The 20,510-nt window shown below is 56.5% G+C and carries 19 protein-coding genes; 13 read left to right on the top strand and 6 right to left on the bottom strand.

All coding sequences use genetic code 11. The features are described 5' to 3' along the window. Positions 1 to 5 precede the first annotated feature (5 nt). From queA to HC248_RS15895, 6 genes are read left to right on the top strand one after another with little or no spacing between them, the layout of a single operon-like run. Positions 6 to 1,058, top strand: coding sequence for a tRNA preQ1(34) S-adenosylmethionine ribosyltransferase-isomerase QueA (queA, locus tag HC248_RS15870; RefSeq protein ID WP_168923335.1), 1,053 nt, complete (start codon positions 6 to 8; stop codon positions 1,056 to 1,058). A gap of 23 nt (positions 1,059 to 1,081) precedes the next feature. Continuing rightward, positions 1,082 to 2,227, top strand: a complete 1,146-nt coding sequence (gene tgt, locus HC248_RS15875; RefSeq protein WP_168923336.1) for a tRNA guanosine(34) transglycosylase Tgt — start codon at positions 1,082 to 1,084, stop codon at positions 2,225 to 2,227. Positions 2,228 to 2,230: 3 nt separating this feature from the next. After that, positions 2,231 to 3,472: a glycosyltransferase family 9 protein gene (locus HC248_RS15880; protein ID WP_168923337.1), complete on the top strand. Its 1,242-nt coding sequence runs from the start codon at positions 2,231 to 2,233 to the stop codon at positions 3,470 to 3,472. After that, positions 3,454 to 3,993 carry a GtrA family protein gene (locus HC248_RS15885; protein ID WP_238342657.1) on the top strand — a complete coding sequence of 180 codons (540 nt, stop codon included), beginning with the start codon at positions 3,454 to 3,456 and terminating at the stop codon, positions 3,991 to 3,993. Before HC248_RS15880 ends, HC248_RS15885 begins: the two co-directional genes overlap by 19 nt. Next, on the top strand, positions 3,971 to 5,749 hold the full coding sequence (locus HC248_RS15890; RefSeq protein ID WP_168923338.1) for an ArnT family glycosyltransferase: 1,779 nt from the start codon (positions 3,971 to 3,973) through the stop codon (positions 5,747 to 5,749). Before HC248_RS15885 ends, HC248_RS15890 begins: the two co-directional genes overlap by 23 nt. Before the next feature lie 40 nt (positions 5,750 to 5,789). Further along, on the top strand, positions 5,790 to 6,797 hold the full coding sequence (locus tag HC248_RS15895) for an aldo/keto reductase (RefSeq protein WP_168923339.1): 1,008 nt from the start codon (positions 5,790 to 5,792) through the stop codon (positions 6,795 to 6,797). Positions 6,798 to 6,801: 4 nt separating this feature from the next. On the opposite strand, the gene HC248_RS15900 is transcribed toward HC248_RS15895, so the two are convergent. The 3 genes from HC248_RS15900 to HC248_RS15910 are packed head-to-tail and all read right to left on the bottom strand — an operon-like array spanning position 6,802 to position 11,100. Continuing rightward, the gene (locus HC248_RS15900; RefSeq protein WP_168923340.1) at positions 6,802 to 8,760 is read right to left on the bottom strand and encodes an MFS transporter; all 1,959 of its coding nucleotides are present in this window, start codon (positions 8,758 to 8,760) and stop codon (positions 6,802 to 6,804) included. 30 nt (positions 8,761 to 8,790) lie between these two features. Beyond that, entirely contained in the window at positions 8,791 to 10,083 is a 1,293-nt protein-coding gene (locus HC248_RS15905) for an FIST signal transduction protein (protein WP_168923341.1), read from the bottom strand. A gap of 54 nt (positions 10,084 to 10,137) precedes the next feature. After that, entirely contained in the window at positions 10,138 to 11,100 is a 963-nt protein-coding gene (locus HC248_RS15910; RefSeq protein WP_168923342.1) for a PhaM family polyhydroxyalkanoate granule multifunctional regulatory protein, read from the bottom strand. A gap of 181 nt (positions 11,101 to 11,281) precedes the next feature. Here HC248_RS15910 and HC248_RS15915 point away from each other — a divergent pair, with 181 nt between their 5' ends. Beyond that, positions 11,282 to 11,695: a VOC family protein gene (locus tag HC248_RS15915; RefSeq protein ID WP_168923343.1), complete on the top strand. Its 414-nt coding sequence runs from the start codon at positions 11,282 to 11,284 to the stop codon at positions 11,693 to 11,695. 34 nt (positions 11,696 to 11,729) lie between these two features. After that, a complete protein-coding gene (locus HC248_RS15920) occupies positions 11,730 to 12,329 on the top strand; it encodes a MarC family protein (protein WP_168923344.1) in 600 nt (199 codons plus the stop codon). A 13-nt stretch (positions 12,330 to 12,342) separates the two neighbouring features. On the opposite strand, the gene HC248_RS15925 is transcribed toward HC248_RS15920, so the two are convergent. Then, positions 12,343 to 13,335 carry a fumarylacetoacetate hydrolase family protein gene (locus HC248_RS15925; RefSeq protein ID WP_168923345.1) on the bottom strand — a complete coding sequence of 331 codons (993 nt, stop codon included), beginning with the start codon at positions 13,333 to 13,335 and terminating at the stop codon, positions 12,343 to 12,345. 238 nt (positions 13,336 to 13,573) lie between these two features. Between HC248_RS15925 and HC248_RS15930 the strand changes: the two genes are divergently transcribed. Both HC248_RS15930 and HC248_RS15935 read left to right on the top strand, forming a co-directional pair. Then, entirely contained in the window at positions 13,574 to 14,710 is a 1,137-nt protein-coding gene (locus HC248_RS15930) for a DUF3108 domain-containing protein (protein WP_168923346.1), read from the top strand. A 43-nt stretch (positions 14,711 to 14,753) separates the two neighbouring features. Beyond that, positions 14,754 to 15,035, top strand: a complete 282-nt coding sequence (locus tag HC248_RS15935; RefSeq protein ID WP_168923347.1) for a BTH_I0359 family protein — start codon at positions 14,754 to 14,756, stop codon at positions 15,033 to 15,035. Between the two features lie 51 nt (positions 15,036 to 15,086). On the opposite strand, the gene HC248_RS15940 is transcribed toward HC248_RS15935, so the two are convergent. Next, entirely contained in the window at positions 15,087 to 16,202 is a 1,116-nt protein-coding gene (locus tag HC248_RS15940) for an AbrB family transcriptional regulator (RefSeq protein WP_168923896.1), read from the bottom strand. Between the two features lie 46 nt (positions 16,203 to 16,248). Between HC248_RS15940 and HC248_RS15945 the strand changes: the two genes are divergently transcribed. After that, positions 16,249 to 17,133, top strand: coding sequence for a ChaN family lipoprotein (locus HC248_RS15945; protein WP_168923348.1), 885 nt, complete (start codon positions 16,249 to 16,251; stop codon positions 17,131 to 17,133). Positions 17,134 to 17,222: 89 nt separating this feature from the next. Here the strand turns inward: HC248_RS15945 and aptA are convergent, their stop codons facing one another. Then, complete coding sequence (gene aptA / locus HC248_RS15950; RefSeq protein ID WP_168923897.1) at positions 17,223 to 18,563, bottom strand: omega-aminotransferase AptA; 1,341 nt, start codon at positions 18,561 to 18,563, stop codon at positions 17,223 to 17,225. 142 nt (positions 18,564 to 18,705) lie between these two features. Here aptA and purU point away from each other — a divergent pair, with 142 nt between their 5' ends. Next, complete coding sequence (gene purU, locus HC248_RS15955; RefSeq protein WP_168923898.1) at positions 18,706 to 19,554, top strand: formyltetrahydrofolate deformylase; 849 nt, start codon at positions 18,706 to 18,708, stop codon at positions 19,552 to 19,554. Between the two features lie 10 nt (positions 19,555 to 19,564). Further along, positions 19,565 to 20,488, top strand: a complete 924-nt coding sequence (locus HC248_RS15960; RefSeq protein WP_168923349.1) for a LysR substrate-binding domain-containing protein — start codon at positions 19,565 to 19,567, stop codon at positions 20,486 to 20,488. The last annotated feature ends 22 nt before the right edge of the window (positions 20,489 to 20,510 follow it).

A 20,510-nucleotide genomic window follows, 5' to 3' on the forward strand; every position in this document is an offset into this window, starting at 1 on the left:
CCTCTATGAAGACCCATTTCAGCCTTGCAGATTTTGATTTCGATCTGCCACCCCAACTCATCGCCCAGCATCCCGCAGCGCAGCGCAGCGGTTCACGCCTGCTTGATGGTCGCGCCCCGCTAGCGGTTGATAGCCAGTTCACCCAACTACCCGAATTACTACTGCCCGGCGACCTGCTGGTGTTTAACGACACCAAAGTGGTCAAGGCTAGGCTTTACGGCCAAAAGTCTAGCGGCGGGCGGCTTGAACTACTGATTGAGCGCGTACTTTCACCACACGGCCAAGACAACGAAGTGGCGGTGCATATGAAGGTGAGTAAAAAACCCAAGCCCGGCGCCGTCATGCTGATGGACGGCGGCTTTAGCGCCACGCTAATTGGCCGCTGGCCAAACCCGGAAGGCCCGCTCTACCACTTCAAACTCAGCCAAGACCCGTATGAGGTAATGGAAAGCCACGGCCATGTGCCGCTACCGCCCTACATCACCCACAGCGATTCGGCCGATGATGAGCAGCGCTACCAAACCGTGTTTGCGCGCGCACCCGGCGCTGTTGCTGCGCCCACTGCCGCCCTGCACTTTGACGCCGATATGCTGACTAAGCTGGCCGCGCGCGGCGTGCAAACTGCCAGCGTGACGCTGCATGTGGGCGCCGGAACCTTTCAGCCGGTTAAGGCCGAAAACATAGCCGAGCACGTGATGCACTTCGAGCGCTTTGAAGTGCCAAGCGCTACGCTTGAAGCGATAGCCGCTTGCAAAGCCAGAGGCGGTCGCGTAGTCGCCGTTGGCACGACCACGGTACGGGCACTGGAGTCGCGCGCCAAATTCGGCCCAGATTGCAATGACACCAACATCTTCATCACGCCGGGCTACTCGTTTGCCGTCGTCGATATGCTGCTGACCAACTTTCACTTACCAAAAAGTACACTGATGATGCTTGTTAGCGCCTTTGCAGGCCATGCGCACATCATGGCGCTTTATCATCATGCCATCGCGCAGTCCTACCGTTTCTTCAGCTATGGCGACGCCATGCTGCTGGCACGCACCGCGCCAGCCCCATAAACCTACAACGACAGACTCTTTGCATGCTCGAATTTGAAGTCCTCACCACCGACAAAAGCCCAGGCGTGGCCAGCTATGCCAGACGCGGCCAGCTCACGCTTAACCACGGCGTGGTGCAAACCCCCATCTTTATGCCGGTCGGCACTTACGGCACGGTCAAAGGTGTGATGCCGCAGTCGCTGTTAGACATGGGTGCGCAAATCATCTTGGGCAATACCTTTCATTTGTGGATGCGCCCGGGTCTCGACGTGCTCAAGCAATTCGGTGGCCTGCATAAGTTTGAGAGCTGGAGCAAACCAATACTCACAGACAGCGGCGGCTTTCAAGTTTGGTCGTTAGGTGAGATGCGCAAAATCTCTGAAGAAGGCGTGAAGTTCGCCTCTCCCGTGAACGGCGACAAGCTGTTTTTAACGCCTGAAATTTCTATGCAAATTCAGACCGTACTCAACAGCGACATCGTCATGCAGTTTGACGAATGCACGCCTTACGACACCAAAGGCCACATCACCACCGAGAACGAAGCGCGCATCTCTATGGAGCTAAGCCTGCGCTGGGCCGGCCGCTGTGTCAGCGAGTTTGAAAAGTTAGCCAACCCGAACGCCCTGTTCGGCATTGTCCAAGGCGGCATGTTTGAGAACCTGCGCCAAGAGTCTCTTGATGCGCTGGTCGAGCTAGACCTGCCCGGCTACGCGATTGGCGGCGTGAGTGTGGGCGAGCCCAAAGAAGAAATGCAGCGCATCATGGCGCACACGCCGCACCGTCTGCCAGAGAACAAACCGCGCTACCTGATGGGCGTAGGCACACCGGAAGATTTAATCGAAGGCGTTGCCGCCGGCGTTGACATGTTTGACTGCGTGATGCCGACACGCAATGCGCGCAATGGTCATATGTTCACGCGTTTTGGCGACTTAAAAATTCGCAATGCACGCTACAAAACCGAAGAAGCACCGGTGGACATGAGCTGCAGCTGCTACACCTGCCGCAACTTCTCCCGCGCCTACATGCACCACCTAGACCGCTGCGGCGAAATGTTGGGCCCCATGCTGTCGAGCATTCACAACCTGCACTACTACCTAAACTTGATGCAAGAAGTGCGCGACTCCCTTGACGCGGGTAATTTTGCAAGCTTCACAGCGCAGTTCCATGCCGACCGGGCACGCGGCGTCTAGGCCATGAATATCAATCTGCAACGCTGGGTAGACCGCTGGGTCGGCATTCCCCTGTGCGCTGGCGTCTCGCTGTTTGAATCCATCAAGCAGGGCTTGGTAAAAGCCAAGGCCGAAAAAGTCATCACACCTGAGCCGCGCGCCATCGTCGTGATACTGCTCTCGGAAATGGGCAGCTTGGTGCTGGCCCACGACATGTTTATGCGCCTCAAACAGCGCTACCCAAACGCCACACTGCACGCCTTGCTGTTTGGTAAAAACCGCGAAATTCTAGACTTGATGCAGGTGATGGACCCCGCCAACGTACACACCGTTGACGACAAATCGCTGACCGGTCTGCTCAGCAGCTTGTGGCAGGCCGTGGGCGAACTACGCCGCGCCAAAATCGATGTGGCGATTGACTGCGAGTTGTTCTCGCGCATCAGTAGCTTGCTGTCTTTCGCCAGTGGCGCAGCGCTGCGGGTAGGCTTTCACCGCCGCACACAAGAAGGCTTGTACCGCGGCTCCCACATCAACCGCCGTGTGCCCTACAACCCGTATCAACACATCAGCGCGCAGTTTTTGACCTTGGCCCGCGCCATTGAGTCGACCGCTAACCCCCGCTCCAAGCTGGCCACTACCGTGACACTCGCGGCCAAGCCAGCGCCACAGGTTGAACTCGACGCCGCACTCATCACGGGCATAAGCCAGCGCTTGGCCCAAGACTTCCCCGCTATTGCCGGCAAACCGCTGGTACTGGTCTACCCAGGCGGCGGCATCTTACCGATACGCGCTTGGCCGCTGGCGTCTTACGCCGCACTTTGCGAAGGACTGGTCGCCGATGGTTGCGCCGTCGCTGTAATTGGCCTAAAAGACGACCGCTTGCTGGCGCAGCAATTGGTAGCCGATGTCAAACAATCGTCAAACAGCACGGCAGTCATTGACCTGACCGGCTACACCCGCTCGATTGCCGAGTTGCTAGCGCTGTTTCATGTGGCGCGTCTTTTGGTGACCAATGACGGCGGCCCAGGCCAGTTCGCAACCTTGACACCAATCTGGACCTTGATGCTGTTTGGCCCCGAAACCCCGGCCTTGTATGCACCGCTGACGCCGCGCTGCTATTCGTTTTACAGCCAATACCCTTGCTCGCCGTGCCTGACGGCGTACAACCACCGCAGCTCGTTTTGCGATGGCGACAATCAGTGCCTCAAAGTCATTGCACCAGAACAAGTGTTGTCCAAGTCACGCGAGTGCTTGGCCCAAAGCTGATGTCGGCGCTGCGCGATCTAGGTGAAAAACTCATCCTCCTGCTGCCGGCAAAACTCCAGCCCATGGCGCGTTGGCGCTTTATAAAGTTTGGCATGGTGGGCGCGAGCGGCACGGTGATTAATCTGGCCGTACTGTTTGCGGCGCAGGAGTATTTGTTCCAAAACATCGCCGACTTTCACACCCGGCTGAACTACTCGATAGCGCTGGCCATCAGCTTAGCGACGATTAGCAACTTTTACTGGAACCGGCGCCTGACTTGGCGTGATCGCAGGGCGAACACTGAGTCGCCAGCCATGCTGCTGTTTTTCAAATACGTCGCCGCCGCGGCGCTGTCGATTGCGGTGCAGTCGCTACTGACCAAGTGGCTAGCCATGCATATGCACTACATGGTGGCCAATTTAGTGGCGATTGTTTTGGCCAGTGTTTGCAATTATCTGGCCAACGACAAAATGACTTTTCGCCGTAAGGCCAATGCCGCTATCAAACCTAAAGCCCGCGATGAAACAAAGCCAAAGCACTGAAAACAGCCGTCCCTCAAGTCACTTGATTTGGCTGGGACTAGCACTTGTCGTGGCCTTAGGATATTTGTTTGGCCTGGGCGGCGACCATATTCCGCGCAACGGTGACGAGCTGGTCTACGCGCATATTGCACGCCTAACTGCCGAAAGCGGTAACTGGCTGCCGCTGGTGAGCTCGTTCGACTTTATGCGCAACACCAAGCCACCGTTTTTGTTCTGGCAAGCCATGATTGCTGGCGGCTGGGGCGAGAATTGGTCCTTAATTAACCTGCGTTTACCGAGTATTTTTTACAGCTGGTCTATCGCCCTCATGGTGGGTTTACTGACGCGAAAAATCGTTCGTGAGCAGTCTGCGCCCAGCGCCGCATCAAACCAGCAGGCCTTGAAAATGGGCGCGATTGCGGCGATTGTCTACCTGTCCTTTTTCAGCAGCTACCGCTATGGCCGGCCCTATCTGACCAGCGCGCCCGAGACCTTTTGGCTGTGCGGCGTATTTTTTGCGATTGCCTGGTCGCCGGTCAAACTGCTGGCGTCGCGCTGGAAGTTTCCGCTACTCGCCGGCATAGCCATTGGCATTGGCTGCTTGTATAAATCCTTTGCCATGGTGGTTCCGGTCGGCTTTGGCTTGGCGCTGTGCTATCAAGTAGTCGGCGCCGGTAAAGCGCCGTGGCAACTGCTGCGGCCCGGCATAGTGACTGACGCCATTAAGGTGCTGGCGATTTGCGTCATTGCGCTGGCATTGTTCGGTCTGTGGTTTGCGATTGACCCGCAGCCGGGCGAAGTCTGGCGCGAGTTTGTGGTCGGCGAGAACGCTGGTAAATTCAAATCCGCACCCGGCTACTGGCATGTGGCGCTGGGCAGCGGCGGCATGCTGGTCATACTCACTGGCTACTTTTCTAACGCTGGCTTGTTGTTGCCCGTGTCCATTGGCATGGCGGTTGCGGCCTTTAAAAGCTGGCGCCGCAAAACTGCCGTCAGCCCAGCAGAAAAAATCATGTGGCTCTGGCTGCTGGCACTGGCGTTGGTGTTTATGCTGCCCAACCAACGCTCAACCCGTTACCTGATCGCGGCCATGCCAGCTTTAGGCGTGTTGATCGCGCTGTACTGGAGCCGCATAGGCAAAGTCTGGTTTGGCTTGACGCTGGTGCTGTGCGTGATCGGTTTACTGGTCATGGGCTTGATAGGCTATGGCGCAGTCACCGCCACCGACATGAAAGATATTTACTCGCCACTCTTTTGGCTTTATTTGCTGGCTGTATTACTCGCTTGCCTGCTAGGCATGGTCAGAAAAAACCTGACTCGCTCCATAGGCACGTTGGCCAGCTTTGCAATTTTGTTTTCTCTGGCTTGGGCTAGCGCGCCGTTTAATGGCGAGATCGGCAAGTTCAAAACCGAAACTGTTGCGTTGCTGCGCGGCCAAGTCGTACAAGTGCCCAGCAATTTCAACGGCCACTTTGAGCGCTACCAATTCATGCTGCCAGGCGCAAAAATTACGCCTTACTTCGCAGCCCAACCCGTCGATTTCGAGCCGGTTAATGCGTTGTTCAAAACCAGCCGTTACGCGCTGGTGCAGCGCCGCGTCGGAACGCCGCCTTGCAGCGACTGCCGCATTATTGACACGCGTTGGGACTTGCGTTCACGCCAAGACGAAAAGGACGGCACTATGGCGGCTTTCACATCGCCGCAGACTTATTTCTTTGCCCAAGAATATTTAGTCGAGAGCCTAAAGCCCACACCAACAGAGCCCGTAAAACCGTGAATTTTTTCAGCCCTAAAACGTTTTAAAGAAAGCCGCCGCCATGCAATACCGTCGCCTTGGAAACAGCAACCTAAAAGTCTCGGCCTTGTGCCTAGGCACCATGATGTTTGGCCAGCAAACCCCGCTGGCCGAGGCAGCCAACATCATCGCTTCAGCGCGTGAGCACGGCATTAACTTTATTGACACAGCAGATGTCTATAACAAAGGTCAGTCAGAAAGAGACTTAGGCCAGTTACTCAAAGGTAAAAGAGACGACTGGGTGCTGGCCAGCAAACTCGGCAACCCCATGGGCGAGCCGGCCAACCTCAACCACGGTAACTACTCGCGGCGCTGGCTGATAGAAGAAACCAACGCCATCTTGGCCCGCTTAGAAACTGACTACTTAGATGTTTTATACCTGCACCGCGACTACCTAGACACCAACTTAGAAGAAGCCGTGCGCACCTTGGGCGACCTGATCAGCGCGGGCAAGATTCGCGGTTTTGGCGTGTCGAACTTTCACGGCTGGCGGATTGCAGAAATAGTGCGACTCTGCCGTGAGTTGGGCGTGCCGCAGCCAGTGGTTTGCCAGCCTTATTACAACTTGCTTAACCGCGCACCTGAAATCGAAATTCTGCCGGCTTGCGCCCACTACGGCCTGGGCGTTGTGCCCTACAGCCCGCTGGCACGCGGCGTGCTCACCGGCAAATATCTGCCCGGCCAGCCGCCAGCAGAAAACACCCGTGCCGGCGCTGGCGACAAACGCATTTTAGAAACCGAGTTTCGTGAGGAGTCGCTGGTTATTGCGCAAAAAATCAAGCAGCGCTGCGATGCCAAAGGCCAGGTTGCTGGCCAGTTTGCGGCCGCTTGGGTGCTGGCCAATCCAGTGATTAGTGCGGTGATTGTGGGGCCGCGGATACTTAGCCACCTGGAAGATGTCTACGGCGCGCTAGAGATAAAAATCGACGCCGAGGACGAGGCCTTCATCAACGCTTTAGTGGTGCCCGGCCATGCGTCCAGCCCCGGTTATAACGATCCAGCCTACCCGTTTTTAGGTCGGCCGGTTTAAATTTCTAGGCTTTTAACAGTACCGAGATGCGGGCCCGCAAGTCCTCTGGGCTGGTCTGCGCATCATCCATAGGCGCACCAACGTTGAGACCCACACGGTTCCAAATACCGCGCCGCAGCGGTCTAGTCATGGCTTTGCCGTTTTCAATCCGGCTGAAAAAAGAGCCCCACAAATTCGTCAGCGCCATGGGGATGACGGGAACCGTCAAACCATCGGCTATGGCTTGCTCCAAAATCTTGGCGATACCACCCTTAAATTCTTGCAACTCGCCATTTGGGCTCAGCGCGCCTTCCGGAAAAATCGCCAATAAATCGCCATTGCGCAGCACCTGCGCCGCTGCCTCGAAAGCCGCGGCATACAGCACCGGGTCTTCGCTACGCGGCGCGATCGGAATGGCTTTGGCAAGGCGAAACACCGCGCCCAGCAACGGCAGCTTAAAAATCCGGTGATCCATGACGAAATAAATCGGCCGTGGGCTGGCTGCCATTAACAGCACCGGGTCAACAAAACTCACATGGTTGCAGGCTAGCAGCGCCGCGCCTTGGGTCGGAAGAAAGTCGTCCCCGCTGATTTTGAAACGGTAAATACAGCGCGACACCAGCAGCGCAATAAAGCGCAGCAAATACTCGGGCACCAAGAAAAATATATAAAAAGCCACCACTGCATTGCTCAAACCAACCAAGAGAAAAATCTGCGGTACGCTAAAGCCAGCCGAAAGCAAAGCGCCAGCTAACACGGCACTCACAATCATGAACAAGGCGTTGAGAATATTGTTGGTCGCGATAATTCGCGCCCGGTGACTGGGCTGGCTGCGCAGTTGAATCAGCGCATACATGGGCACGCTGTAAAGCCCAGCAAAAAGACTCAGCAGCGCCAAGTCCAGCAGCACGCGCCAATGCGCCGGCTGCTGTATGAAGGTCACAAAACCCATGAGCGCAGACGGCGGCAGGTTGCGCGAAGCAAAATACAAATCGATCGCGAACACACTCATACCAATCGCGCCCAGCGGCACCAAGCCAATCTCGATATGGCGTTTACTCAGCACCTCGCAGAGCAGCGAGCCGCAAGCAATACCGATAGAAAAAACCACCAACAGCAAAGAGGCGACTTGCTCATCGCCATGCAAAACCTCTTTCGCAAAACTGGGAAACTGACTGAGAAATACGGCACCAAAAAACCACATCCAGCTAATACCCAGCATGGAGCGAAACACCACTTTACTGGTGCTGGCCAATTTGAGATTGCGCCAAGTTTCAGTGACCGGGTTCCAGTTAATCACCAAGCCCGGATCAGTGGCTGGCGCCAGCGGTATAAATTGGGCGACAACTCGGCCCGCTAGCGCCAACAACACACAAGCGGCCGCCACATAGTCAGGCCCGACATTGGGAATGCTCACCAGCAGCCCGCCGGCAACTTGACCCAACAAGATGGCCACAAAAGTGCCCATCTCGACCATGCCATTGCCACCTGTGAGTTCGCGCTCATTGAGGGCTTGCGGAATATAGGCAAACTTAACCGGGCCAAAAAGTGTGGAATGCAAACCCATTAAAAAAGTGCAGGCCAGCAAAATGACCACTTGCAACTGCGGCTGTTTACTCATGAAGCCAGCAGTCGCTAGCAGCATGATGATGACCTCAAGGTTTTTAACCAAACGGATCACGCGGGTTTTTTCAAACTTATCGGTCAGCTGACCGCTGGTCGCGGAAAACAGCAAAAACGGCAGTATGAACAACGCGCCTATGACCAAACCAGCCAGCGAAGGCGGCAGCCAACTCACACTCAACTGATAAGTCACCATGACGGTGAAGGCAAACTTAAACAAATTGTCGTTAGCTGCACCGGAAAACAAAGTCCAGAAAAAAGGCGCAAAACGGCGCTGCCTGAGCAGCATGAATTGGTTCGGATGCACCTGAACGGGCGGGGCAAGCTGTGGATCAGTCAGCGCAGTCGGCTCAAGGCTCATAAAAAAACCTTAAATTTAAGGGGTTTGAATTTATTCCTGCGCGGTAAACACCGTCAACACGCCGGTGTAGCCGTAAAGATTTTGCCGCGCGATTTCACCCCCCGCAAAAAAGCCGACCAGCGGCACATCACCCAACGCACGGCGCACGATTTGCAGTTCTGCACTAGGGCCACCAAAGTGCTGCCCACCGCGGCCGGCGCAACTGACGTAGACCGCACCGGCAATACGGCGCGCAGGATGCGGGATGGACTCCGCTTCAGACGCGCCCAGCACAGTGGCCAGCGCCATTGGCATTTCTTCGGGTTCTAGCTCTTCGCGGATTTCGGCGCAGACACGTACCAAGTCGGCCCGCGCCGCCTCGACATTGCGCTCACAAAAAGTCAGCGTCATGCCTTGTTGCGGCAAATCCGACACCGCTATTCCGCGGCGCACTGGGTCTAAACCTATCAGGTGTCGCACCAGCACGTCAGCGCCAAACTGACCTACATGCTGGATTTGGTGCGCACCCTGTGGGTCTTCTGCATGGCTTAGACCGACCAAAGTTTCACGTACTTTGGCCAAGGCTTCCCGCGGTTGGTCTAGCGTGATGCCAAGGTCGGCCAACAACACATCGAGTGCCGGCTGACCATCCAAGCTGGTCACCACATTGCTGTCGCAAGCGGTGATCACATGCTGGCCGGAAATAGGCCGGCAGCCCTGAGTCACACGCGACATCAAAGCCATGCTGCCCGGCCCGCCACGCGCAAATGCGACGCCGCTTAAACCACCACTGAACACGCCACTGGCCGCGCCTTGACCAGTGACATTGCCATGGCCGCTGAGCGCAAACTGCACGCTGCCCGAGCGACTCGCAGACAGCCCGCCAAACAAATAGCCGCTGTCTGTGCGCTGAGCCATCTCGGCAATCAGCTCAGCCAAATCTGGCGTTGCCGAATCGGCATGCACCAGCGCGGTATGCGCGGTAAAGCGCCCGCTGCTCGCAGGTGGCAGCGGTGAGACGCCAGAAAAGACTCGGTACTGGTCAGAAGGCATGTCTAGCAGCATCACCGCCAACGCGGGTTCGTCAAAATACTCGACATTGTTAGACGCTATGCCGACACCGACGGTGCCGCTCCAGTCAGTGATCTCAGGTAGTTCAGCACTCAGGTGGCCGAGTATGTCTTGTGCTTGAGAGGCGTAATGGTCGGTGATGTAGAGCAGAGCCAAAGTCGGCGCATTGGCATACGTAGGCAAGGCCATTTGTGCGCGCAATTGCGCCAGAACTAGCGCAGCTGCCATAGGCCATTGGGGGTGAGTGGCGTGGCCGTAGGGGAAAAGCTTCATGGCGTGAAATATTCAAAAAAGTTAACAAAGGCTCTTAAAGGCCGCGAGCGAAATTCAAGGTATTGGTTTGATCGTTGGTTTAAGGGCTGTTTTAGCTGCTGACTTAAGTGCCGATTTAATCGCTGGCTTGACAGCCGACTTAGGCTTAGCAGCGCCCGCTTTGGCCGCACCCACTTTAGCGCGTGGTGCTGGTTTTTTAGCCGCTGCCGGTTGCGGCGTGGGCCAAGCTTGACCACTGCGCAAGGGACTGGTTCTCGCACTCTTGCTAGGTTCAAGCTGGCTAGAAGCACTCGATTTTGGGCTTGCCTGATTGCGCTTGGCCTGCTCGGCTTGTTCAGCTTTATGAACCACTTCTTTCATCGCATCGGCAGCAATGCTTTGAAACTGCTGAGTCAGCGCGCCCCACCACTGCATCGGATCAACTACACCGGCTGGCGCGGCGGCGGCTGGTGCAGCTGGTGCAGCTGGTTCGGCGGTGGCAACCGGTGGCGCAGGCGCTACTGGCGGGGGTACTGCGACCGGCTCGACAGAAGCGGCTGGTGCGGCAGGCTTGGCGCTGGGAAAGCCCCAAGCGGGAATCTCCATACCAGCGAAAAGATTGGCGACAGGAGACGCCGGCGTGGCTGGTGTAGCTGGTGCAAAAGGTGCAACAGGCGCGGTCGGTGTAGCGACCGAGGTCGGCACGGCGAGCTTGAAGGCGTTGGCGAAATCGTTCATTTGAAGATTCATGCCTTCAAGTGTGGCCAGCGTCATTTTTTGCACTTCCAGCGCTTGAATCGTCGCCTTGAGCGCGGTCGCATTTTGGTCTAGCCAAAACTGCACCGCCTTTAACTCGGCGATGCGTTTATCGATTTCCTCCACATTCAGTGTCGGCGCCACCCAGCTGCCTAGGTTGGGCATGAGGGAGTTTTTCGGGGCTGCGCTGGCGGCGGATTGTGTGGCTAGATTTTGCAAAAAATCAAAGCCCGGCACGAATTTTCCAAAACCGGCAAAAGAAGAATTATCTGCGTCGCTCATAAATGTGTCTCCTGACTTCTGATTTGATTGTGCATGCAAAGGGATGGACCGCTGTTGTGCCGGGGATAAAACTGGCAAATCGCGCGTCCTTATTGTGCAGCGCAGTCAGACGGCGTCAACCGGGGTTAGCAACGAGATGTTCGTCAACTGAAAACCATTTTCAGCCTGCTAAGCTAAGCGCATGAAAAGCCTGTTTCACTTTGCCTTCAATGTTAGAGATCTTGATGTGGCGCGCCAGTTTTACGGCGGCGTGCTCGGCTGCACCGAAGGTCGCAGCAGCCCTAGCTGGGTCGACTTCGATTTCTTTAGTCATCAAATCTCACTGCATCTGGGCGAGCCGTTTAAGACCGAGCGTACCGGCCATGTCGGTGATCAATTAGTACCCATGCCGCATTTCGGCTTGGTGCTGGCATTGCCCGACTGGCAAGCCATGGCCGATAGGCTAAAGGCCGCCGGTTGCGAGTTTGTACTCGCGCCGCAAGTGCGCTTTGAGGGCCAACCCGGCGAGCAATGGACTATGTTTTTTTGCGATCCGTTTGGCAACCCAATGGAGATCAAAGGCTTTCGCTCGTTGGACACGCTCTACGCGGCCTGAGCCCCTAGTAGCGACTCACATTTACTCGTAACCCATGGCCTATACCTTTGCCTCCGCCACCATACTGCTGCTGCTGATCACCGATCCGTTTGGCAATATTCCGATTTTTGTTAACGCGCTGCGCAACGTCGCGCCCGAGCGCCGCATGCGGGTGATTTTGCGCGAAGTGTTGATTGCCTTTTTGCTGCTGCTGTCTTTCATGTTCATAGGCGACGGCTTTTTGCACCTGATGAACCTGAGCGACTTGTCTATGCAAATCGCTGGTGCTGTGGTGATGTTTTTGATCGCGCTGCGCATGATTTTCCCCTCTGGCACGGTCGAGGCAGACACCATGCTGGGCGAGCCATTGATAGTGCCGCTGGCAATTCCCGCACTCGCCGGCCCATCGGCGCTGGCTACCGTGATGCTGCTGGTGTCACAAGCACCAGAGCGCCGGCTTGAGTGGATTGCTGCGCTCTGCGTGACTATGGCGGTTTGCGCCGTCGTTTTAGTGCTGTCAGAACGCATACAACGCTTGGCCGGCAAGCGCGTGATGATGGCCTTCGAGCGACTCATGGGCTTGATACTGGTGGCCATTGCGGTGGAAATGCTGCTGCGTGGCATCAAACAGTTTGTGCAGCAAATCCAGCTTTAAAATCCGCGCCGGCTTATGGCTCGATCAGCAATGGCACGACTTCTTGCTCAATCGCGCCAAATAAACTCACACCGTCACGCCCCTTGGCTTCAATCCGTATGGTGTCGCCAAACTTCATGTAAGCGGTCTTGGGCGCACCGTCTTTCATCGTCTCCAGCGCGCGTTTCTCAGCAATGCAGCTGTAACCGTGACTGGCATTTTTGTTACTCACCGTGCCCGAGCCTATGATGCTGCCGGCGCGCAAATTGCGGGTTTTGCAAAAGTGAGAGATTAATTCGCCGAAGTGAAAATTCATCTCTGGGCCAGCCTCGCACATGCCGACCTTGCGGCCGTTCCAGCTGCTTTGCAGCGTCAGATGCAAACGCCCGCCCTTCCAAGCGTCGCCCAGCTCGTCGAGGGTGACGGCAACCGGGCTAAAAGCCGTGGCCGGTTTACTCTGCACAAAGCCAAAGCCCTTGGCCAACTCATCCGGCATTAAATTGCGCAGCGATACATCGTTGGCCAGCATCACTAAACGTATGCCGTCAAGTGCCTGCTCAGCGCTAGCGCGCATGCTGACATCGGCGGTGATGACGGCAATCTCGGCCTCAAAGTCAATCCCAAAGGCTTCGCTAGCAGCCAAAATATCATCGCAAGGGCCGAGAAAATCATCGCTGCCGCCTTGGTACATCAGCGGGCTGGTTTGCAGCGACGCCGGCACCTCAGCACCGCGTGCCTTGCGGACTAATTCCACGTGGTTGAGGTAGGCCGAGGCGTCAACCCACTGGTAGGCGCGCGGCAGCGGCGCCATACAGCGTGCCGGCTCAAACGCAAACGCGTGGCGCGCTTTGCCTTGGTTTAGCGCCTCGGACAAGTCTTGCAACTGCGGTGACATAAAGTTCCAGTCATCGAGCACCTGCTGCAGCCGGCTGGCGATGCCGGTCGCATAATGAGTAGTACTGAGGTCGCGCGAGACCACAACCAACTGGCCGTCGCGGGAGCCGTCTTTATAGGTGGCGAGTTTCATGCTTCTCCTGTCATTTTGCTGTGATTTTTTTGTGATTCTGAAAGGTCTGGCCTATGGCGGCAGACGATCTGTCTATGGTTGAGACTGGTTACCAAAAATTCAAACCAAGCCCGCTCAAGCTGAGCGAAATCCATCAATCCAACGATAAATTCTAGTTCACGCGCATGTATGTCTTACTCACTTGCTCAGCCCCTTGCACGGCCAGCCGTTGCGGCGCCGAGTCAAAGGTTTTCCGCCCATGAGTAGTCCCGTCTTTCGCCCGCCTCTGCGGGTCTTTGCCTTACTGATACTGGTAGTGAGCAGCTTGCACTGGCTGATGCTAAAAACCACACCGACTCGCATCACTCCGCCGGTGCCGATGCATAGCGCTCAGACCTTCACGACTCGCAGCATTGTGGTCGAGCGACCAGCAGAGCCAGCCCCTATCCAACCGACAATCCAACCGCCAACAAAAGCCCCCGTCGCAGTGTCTGTCAAAGCGCTGGCCAGCCCCACCAAAGCCAAGCGGCCTGAACCTCAGCCATCAACAGTAGCCGCAATTGACCCAGTGCCAGTGCTTGAGCCGATCAGCGCAAACCCGGACGAAAGCTTGACCGCGCAAAGCCTTGCGCAAGCGGCATCTGAACCCGTACCTCCTGAACCCACAGCAGTCGCAGCGAAAGTACCGAGCCCGCCACCCGCACTGCCAATGCCGGCCGGCCCAGCACCCACCAGCATCAGCGCCGTACGCTTACCCGGCTCGGCCAAGCTGGAATACAAAATGACCGGTCAATCCAAAGGACTGAACTACTTTGCAGATGCCGAATTGAACTGGTTCAACTCTGACGGTCAATACCAAGCCAGCATGATGGTTAGCGCACTGTTTGTAGGCTCGCGCAGCATGAGTAGCGTTGGAAAAATTAACGCCAACGGACTGGCTCCAACACGCTTTGCGGATAAATCAAGAACCGAGGTGGCGGCGCATTTCCTGCCCGAGCAAGGCAAAGTCAGCTTTAGCGCCAACACACCGGATGTCCTCTGGATGCAAGGCGCACAAGACAGGGTTAGCGTGTTTTTACAGCTCGCAGGCATATTGGCGGCAGGTGCAGACGGCAAGGGCACGCGTTTCGCGCCGGGCTCAAGCATCACCGTCTACACGGTCGGCCCACGCGATGCGGATAGTTGGACTTTCAACATCGGTCAAACCGAGCAACAAAGCCTACCAGCAGGCGATATGTCAACCATCAGGTTGACGCGCTTGCCCGGTCGCACTTACGATAAAAAGGTGGAGATCTGGTTTGCCCCGGGCATGGACTACCTGCCGGTGCGAAGCCGCATCACACAAACCAACGGCGACTATGTGGATCAGCAGTTAGAAAAACTCATAAGACCTTGAATTTGGCCGCTTTGTGGCCAAATGAAAATAAAGAAAGCTTTTCATGAACATGCTCTACGATTCCGAATCCTTTGTACTGGTACACATCCACGCTAACGCGCCCGATGAATCAGCCCCAACACCAAGCGTTCCAACCTTGGCCCGCAATGGATTTGAAATTGTGGATAAACGCTCAGGTAAAGAGGTTTATTTAGACGGCTCTTGGGCCGAGATGTTTCAGTTACGGCTCAATGCATGGGAGCAAAACAAGCCAACGCAGCAAGAGATCGAGGACACGCTAGAAGGCTATAGCGGCTTGGCGACTACCCCGGTGTCGCTGCACTGAGCCTGCACTCCACGCATAGACAAAAATCGCCCGCGACCAGCATTCGCGGGTTCACTCCAACGCTTGCGAGTCTGACGGCACTTGATAAAACCACCGATACATGGGTTCTGCCAGCAGCAACACCGCCGCCAAGCGAGTGACATGAAAAGCCGTCACCAAGGGCACGCCTAACTGCAAAACTTTGGCAGTGATAGACATCTCGGCAATCCCGCCGGGCGATGTGCCAAGTAAAATCGTCGCCCAATGCAAGTCCGTCAGGCGTGACAACGCCAGCGCCGCCGCGCCGCAGAGTAGCATCATGACCACAGTAGCTAACGCCACCGATGCCAGCCAGCGCGGCGCTAGCCGCACAAAGCTGCGCCGAAAGCGCACACCCAAACTAATGCCAATCAGTAGTTGCGCCGCATTGCTCATCCACTGCGGTATGGCGGACAAGGACCAGCCGAAAGCCGTCAGCAGCAAAGACGCTAGCAATGCACCAATAAACCAAGCATTGGTACGCTTTAAAAGAATCATTAACCAGCAGCCCAGACCGGTGAGCAACACCAACATAGCCAAGCCTGGCAGCTGCACCACGCGCGGCCCCGACACGGCGGCATCCAGCCCGTGTAAACCCAGCCACTGCAAACCAAACGGGATAGTCAAGGTCACCATCAACACCCGCAAGCTGTGCGCGGAGGCGACCAACTCGGTTTGCCCGCCGTGGCGCTCAGCCATCAGCGTCATCTCTGAGGCCGCGCCAATCGGCGCGGCAAAGTAGCTAGTGGTGCGCGACAAGCCGGCGACATGAAAACGTCCCGGCCCCTCATGCACACGATGCAGCCAAGCACCAAACCCTAACCCCAGTAGTAGCGCCAAGACGATGTTGAGCAGCATCGCCCACCACAACCCCGCCATCAGCGCCACCACCGTTGGCGTGAAGTACAAACCCAAAGCCGCGCCTATGGTCCACTGACCGGCGTTGCGCAGCGGCGTCCAACTTTCAGTCGCGCCGCCCAACATAGAGACGCAGGCGGTACTCACCAAGGGGCCAATCATCCACGGCAACGGCGTGTGCAGGGCGACGCAAACTCGCGCCGACACAAAAGCCAGCAACAGGGTGAAAAAAATGCGTACCGGAGCGGTATTTAAAAGCGCCAACAGGCGTCTGAGAAATGCAAAGGCCATAAAGAGTGTCTCGCGGCTTTGCAGCACAAAGAAGTAGGATGAGGCCATGTTCCCACAATCGCACAGCCCTCGCAGGCAGGCCATCTCACGGCTAGGCCGGTTGCCACATTTGTGGCTCTCGGCAACCCTTCTGGCCGGTTGCGCCAGCGGCATACAAGCGCCCATTCTTAGCCTGCCTGAAGGGCCACAGGCACAAGTCACAGCCAATCGGCTAGAGCGCCTGCTACCGACCGATATTCTTTTATTGGGCGAGCAACACGACGCCGCCGAGCACCAGCAACTAGAGCAGCAAGTCGTCGCCAATCTGGCAGCACGCGGCCTGCTGGCAGCCTTGGCGCTAGAAATGGCAGACGCCGGTGCCAGCACCGCCAAGTTGCAACCCAAAGCCAGCGAACAGCAGGTCAAAGAAGCGCTGCAGTGGAGCGATCAAGGCTGGCCTTGGGCGGCTTACGGCCCGGCGGTGATGACGGCGGTGCGCGCTGGCGTGCCAGTGCTAGGCGCCAACTTAGCGCGCTCATCCATGCGCGCCAGCATGGCCGACACCAGTCTGGATGCGCAATTGCCCAGCGCAGCCTTAAAAACTCAGCAGCAACTGATTCGCGAAGGCCACTGCGACTTGCTACCCGACAGCCAAATCGCACCCATGACGCGGATACAAATTGCCAAAGATAAAAGCATGGCCGACACCTTAGAGCGAGCCAAGGTTGCGGGCAAGGTAGTGGTGTTGCTATCCGGCAGCGGACACACCGACCGCATGCTGGGCGTGCCGCAGCATTTAGCGGCGAGCAGCCGGTTTAAAGCGGTACGCCTTTATGCCGGCAGTCAGCCACAAGAGTCCGCCAGTTTTGATGTGTTCTGGACTACCCCAGCGTTGCCAGAGAAAGACTATTGCGAAGGCTTGGCAGAGCAACTCGCACCCGCCAAACCTTAAAACAGAGGCGCCTACGCAGACCGGACTTTAACGGTCTGCGTGACAGGCATGACAGGCATGACAGCTGCGAGCTAAGCTCAGCTGAGCGATTAAGCGTGCTTGCGAATCGCGTCTGCCACCACCTCGACGATGCGCTCAATATTCGCATTCTCGACGATATAAGGTGGGCAAATCACTATGTTTTCTGCCGCTGGCCTAACCAGCACGCCGTGGTGAAAGCAATGCATGAAAATATCAAATGCACGCTTACCCGGCGCACCCGGAATCGATGACAACTCCACCGCACCAGCCAGTCCCAACGCGCGTATGCCCACCACATTGGGCAAGCCCTTGAGGCCGCTGTGCATGGCGTCGCCCAAGACCTTGCCCATCTGGCCAGCGCGCTCAAACAGGTTTTCTTCTTTGAATAAATTCAGCGTTGCAATCGCCGCAGCACAGGCCACCGGATGACCGGAGTAGGTATAGCCGTGGAAGAACTCAATCGCATGCTCGGGCGCACCGGCGTTAGCCTGCATCATGCTGTCGTAAATGCGGTCAGAGCAAATCACGCCGCCTAGCGGAAAAACGCCGTTGGTGACGCACTTGGCGAAGTTCAGCATGTCCGGCACCACACCGTAAAAGTCGGCGCCAAAGTTGCAACCGAGCCGGCCAAAGCCGGTGATGACTTCGTCAAATATCAGCAAAATTCCATGCTTGTCGCAAATCTCACGCAGGCGCTTGAGGTAGCCCTTGGGCGGCAAATACCAACCCGCACTACCGGCAATTGGCTCGACGATCACGGCGGCGATATTGCTGGGATCATGCAGCGGCAAGATTCGGTTTTCTAGTTCGAGCAACAAGTCTTCTTGCCAAACTTCTTCCACGCCGTTGATGTAAGCATGGTTGACGGGATCATGGATGAACCGCATATGGTCAACCCGCGGCAGCAGCGCTGAACCGTAGACCTTGCGATTGGCCGGAATGCCGCCCACGCTCATGCCGCCAAAACCCACGCCGTGATAGCCGCGTTCGCGGCCTATGAACACATTGCGATGACCTTCGCCGCGCGCCCGGTGATAGGCCAGCGCCACCTTGAGCGAGGTGTCAGCAGCTTCTGAACCAGAATTACAAAACAGCACCTTGTTCAAGTCGCCAGGCGCCATATTGGCAATCATCTCCGCGGCTTTAAAGGCTTGGTCGTTGCTGGCGTTAAAAGCGGTTGCGTAGTCGAGCGTATCGAGCTGCTTTTTAATCGCCTCATTAATCGGTTTGCGGTTGTGGCCTGCGGCTACGCACCAAAGGCTAGAAATGCCATCGAGCACTTGTTTGCCATCATGCGTGGTGAAATGCACGCCGTCAGCAGCGACAAAAACCCGGGGATCTTTTTGAAAACTGCGGTTCGGCGTGAACGGCAGCCAGTGGTGATCCATATTGAAATCCTGATAGGCCACGGCAATATCCTTGAGTTGCTGATAAAAAAATCCGGTCTCAAACCGGTGTGACATGCTTATTTTGCACCCCAGTGGGTATGTGCACGGATTATTGGCACGGCATGCGGCTAGTCGGCGCGCCACCTGCGACAATTCAGGCCTTATGAATCACGCTTATATCTTGACCCTGTCCTGCCCGGACCGCATGGGCATTGTTCACGCAGTGTCTGGCTTTTTGCTAGACAACGGCAGCAATATCGAAGAAGCCGGTCAGTACAACGACCCTGATACCGGCTTATTTTTTATGCGCGTTCAGTTCGCCTGTGACAAGCGCAGCCACGCTGAGTTGCAAGCCGAATTACGCAGCTTTGCCGAGCCCTTCCAAATGGACTACAAGCTGCACGCCACCAGCATGCCCATGCCGACCGTCATCATGGTCAGCAAAGAAGGCCACTGCCTGAACGACTTGCTGTTTCGCTGCAAAAGCGGTTTGCTGCCGATAGACGTGCGCGCCATCATCTCCAACCACCGCGAGTTCTACCAACTCGCCGCCAGCTACAACATCCCGTTTCACCACCTGCCGGTGAACAGCGCGACGAAAGAGCAAGTCGAGGCCAAGCAGTTAGAGATCATCGCTGCTGAGAACGCCGAGCTGGTAGTGCTGGCCCGCTACATGCAGATTTTGTCCAACAACATGTGCCAGCAACTCGCTGGCCGCGCCATCAATATTCACCACTCGTTTTTGCCTAGTTTTAAGGGCGCCAAGCCCTACTACCAAGCGCATCAACGCGGCGTCAAACTAATCGGCGCAACCGCGCATTACGTGACGGCGGATCTGGATGAAGGCCCTATCATCGAGCAAGACGTGGCCAGAGCCGACCACAGCAAGACAGTAGAAAACCTCACTGCCATGGGCCGCGACACCGAAAGTCAAGTGTTGGCTAGAGCCGTCAAATGGCATAGCGAACACCGCGTTTTAATCAACGGCCACAAGACCGTGATCTTTAAATAAGACTAATGCTATGGCCTCTCTTGGACGCATTCCCCCCATACAGTGCTTGCTGACCTTTGAGGCGTTGGCGCGTCTGCGCAGCGTGACACAAGCTGCAGAAGAGCTTTGCGTCACGCCCAGCGCCGTCAGCCACCGTGTCAAGCAGCTAGAGCAGACGGTGGGCACCAAGCTGTTTGGTCGTGCTGATTTTTCGCTCACCATCGAGGGCAGCGAATACCTAGCCCATGTACGCGAAGGCTTGGCGATACTGCAAAAATTTCCCGGTGCGGCCGGCCACAGCGGTGCGCCGGGTAAGCGCAAACTGCGCTTGGCCGTCACGCCGACCTTTGCCCGCTCAATCTTGATTCCGCGCCTGCGCCAGTTCACAGAGGCATATCCCGAAATAGACCTGACGCTGCAAGTGTCCATCCCGCTGCTAGACGTCGAGGCTGAAGACGCCGATCTTGTGGTGCGCTTTGGTACCGGTCGCTACGCCGATGTCGAGCACGTTAAATTGATGAACGACGAGGTCACGCCCCTAGCCTCCCCAGCCTTTTTGCGCGAACACGGCCCGTTTGAAGTGGCGCAAGACCTCGAAGGCCAAAGCCTGCTGCGCTCCCCGCTAGACCCTTGGCGCACTTGGTTCATCGCCCAATCGCTACCTTGGCCAGAACCGGTAGAAGGCTCGCAATTTAATGATATTGGCTTGATGTGCGACGCCGCCGCCGCTGGTATGGGCATTGCATTGACACGCCTCAAACTGGGCGCACCTTGGCTGGAGAACGGCTCACTGGTGCGCTTAGGCAGCAATGCAGTTTTCAGCACCAATATTCTCAGCCCGCATTCGCACTACCTGTGCTGGCGTACCGGCACCATGGACCGCTGGGAATGCGCCGCGTTTGCGGACTGGTTGCGCAAAAGCCTAGGTGCGCCAGAATTGGCACCGGCTCTATAGATTTACAAATTCACACAGGGCA

It is taken from the genome of Polaromonas vacuolata (assembly GCF_012584515.1).
Classification (GTDB): Bacteria; Pseudomonadota; Gammaproteobacteria; order Burkholderiales; family Burkholderiaceae_C; genus Polaromonas; species Polaromonas vacuolata.

Coding starts and splice junctions, on each gene's coding strand:
- queA (WP_168923335.1), top strand. CDS start 6: ATGAAGACCCATTTCAGCCTTGCAGATTTTGATTTCGATCTGCCACCC.
- tgt (WP_168923336.1), top strand. CDS start 1,082: ATGCTCGAATTTGAAGTCCTCACCACCGACAAAAGCCCAGGCGTGGCC.
- HC248_RS15880 (WP_168923337.1), top strand. CDS start 2,231: ATGAATATCAATCTGCAACGCTGGGTAGACCGCTGGGTCGGCATTCCC.
- HC248_RS15890 (WP_168923338.1), top strand. CDS start 3,971: ATGAAACAAAGCCAAAGCACTGAAAACAGCCGTCCCTCAAGTCACTTG.
- HC248_RS15895 (WP_168923339.1), top strand. CDS start 5,790: ATGCAATACCGTCGCCTTGGAAACAGCAACCTAAAAGTCTCGGCCTTG.
- HC248_RS15900 (WP_168923340.1), bottom strand. CDS start 8,760: ATGAGCCTTGAGCCGACTGCGCTGACTGATCCACAGCTTGCCCCGCCC.
- HC248_RS15905 (WP_168923341.1), bottom strand. CDS start 10,083: ATGAAGCTTTTCCCCTACGGCCACGCCACTCACCCCCAATGGCCTATG.
- HC248_RS15910 (WP_168923342.1), bottom strand. CDS start 11,100: ATGAGCGACGCAGATAATTCTTCTTTTGCCGGTTTTGGAAAATTCGTG.
- HC248_RS15915 (WP_168923343.1), top strand. CDS start 11,282: ATGAAAAGCCTGTTTCACTTTGCCTTCAATGTTAGAGATCTTGATGTG.
- HC248_RS15920 (WP_168923344.1), top strand. CDS start 11,730: ATGGCCTATACCTTTGCCTCCGCCACCATACTGCTGCTGCTGATCACC.
- HC248_RS15925 (WP_168923345.1), bottom strand. CDS start 13,335: ATGAAACTCGCCACCTATAAAGACGGCTCCCGCGACGGCCAGTTGGTT.
- HC248_RS15930 (WP_168923346.1), top strand. CDS start 13,574: ATGAGTAGTCCCGTCTTTCGCCCGCCTCTGCGGGTCTTTGCCTTACTG.
- HC248_RS15935 (WP_168923347.1), top strand. CDS start 14,754: ATGAACATGCTCTACGATTCCGAATCCTTTGTACTGGTACACATCCAC.
- HC248_RS15940 (WP_168923896.1), bottom strand. CDS start 16,202: ATGGCCTTTGCATTTCTCAGACGCCTGTTGGCGCTTTTAAATACCGCT.
- HC248_RS15945 (WP_168923348.1), top strand. CDS start 16,249: ATGTTCCCACAATCGCACAGCCCTCGCAGGCAGGCCATCTCACGGCTA.
- purU (WP_168923898.1), top strand. CDS start 18,706: ATGAATCACGCTTATATCTTGACCCTGTCCTGCCCGGACCGCATGGGC.
- HC248_RS15960 (WP_168923349.1), top strand. CDS start 19,565: ATGGCCTCTCTTGGACGCATTCCCCCCATACAGTGCTTGCTGACCTTT.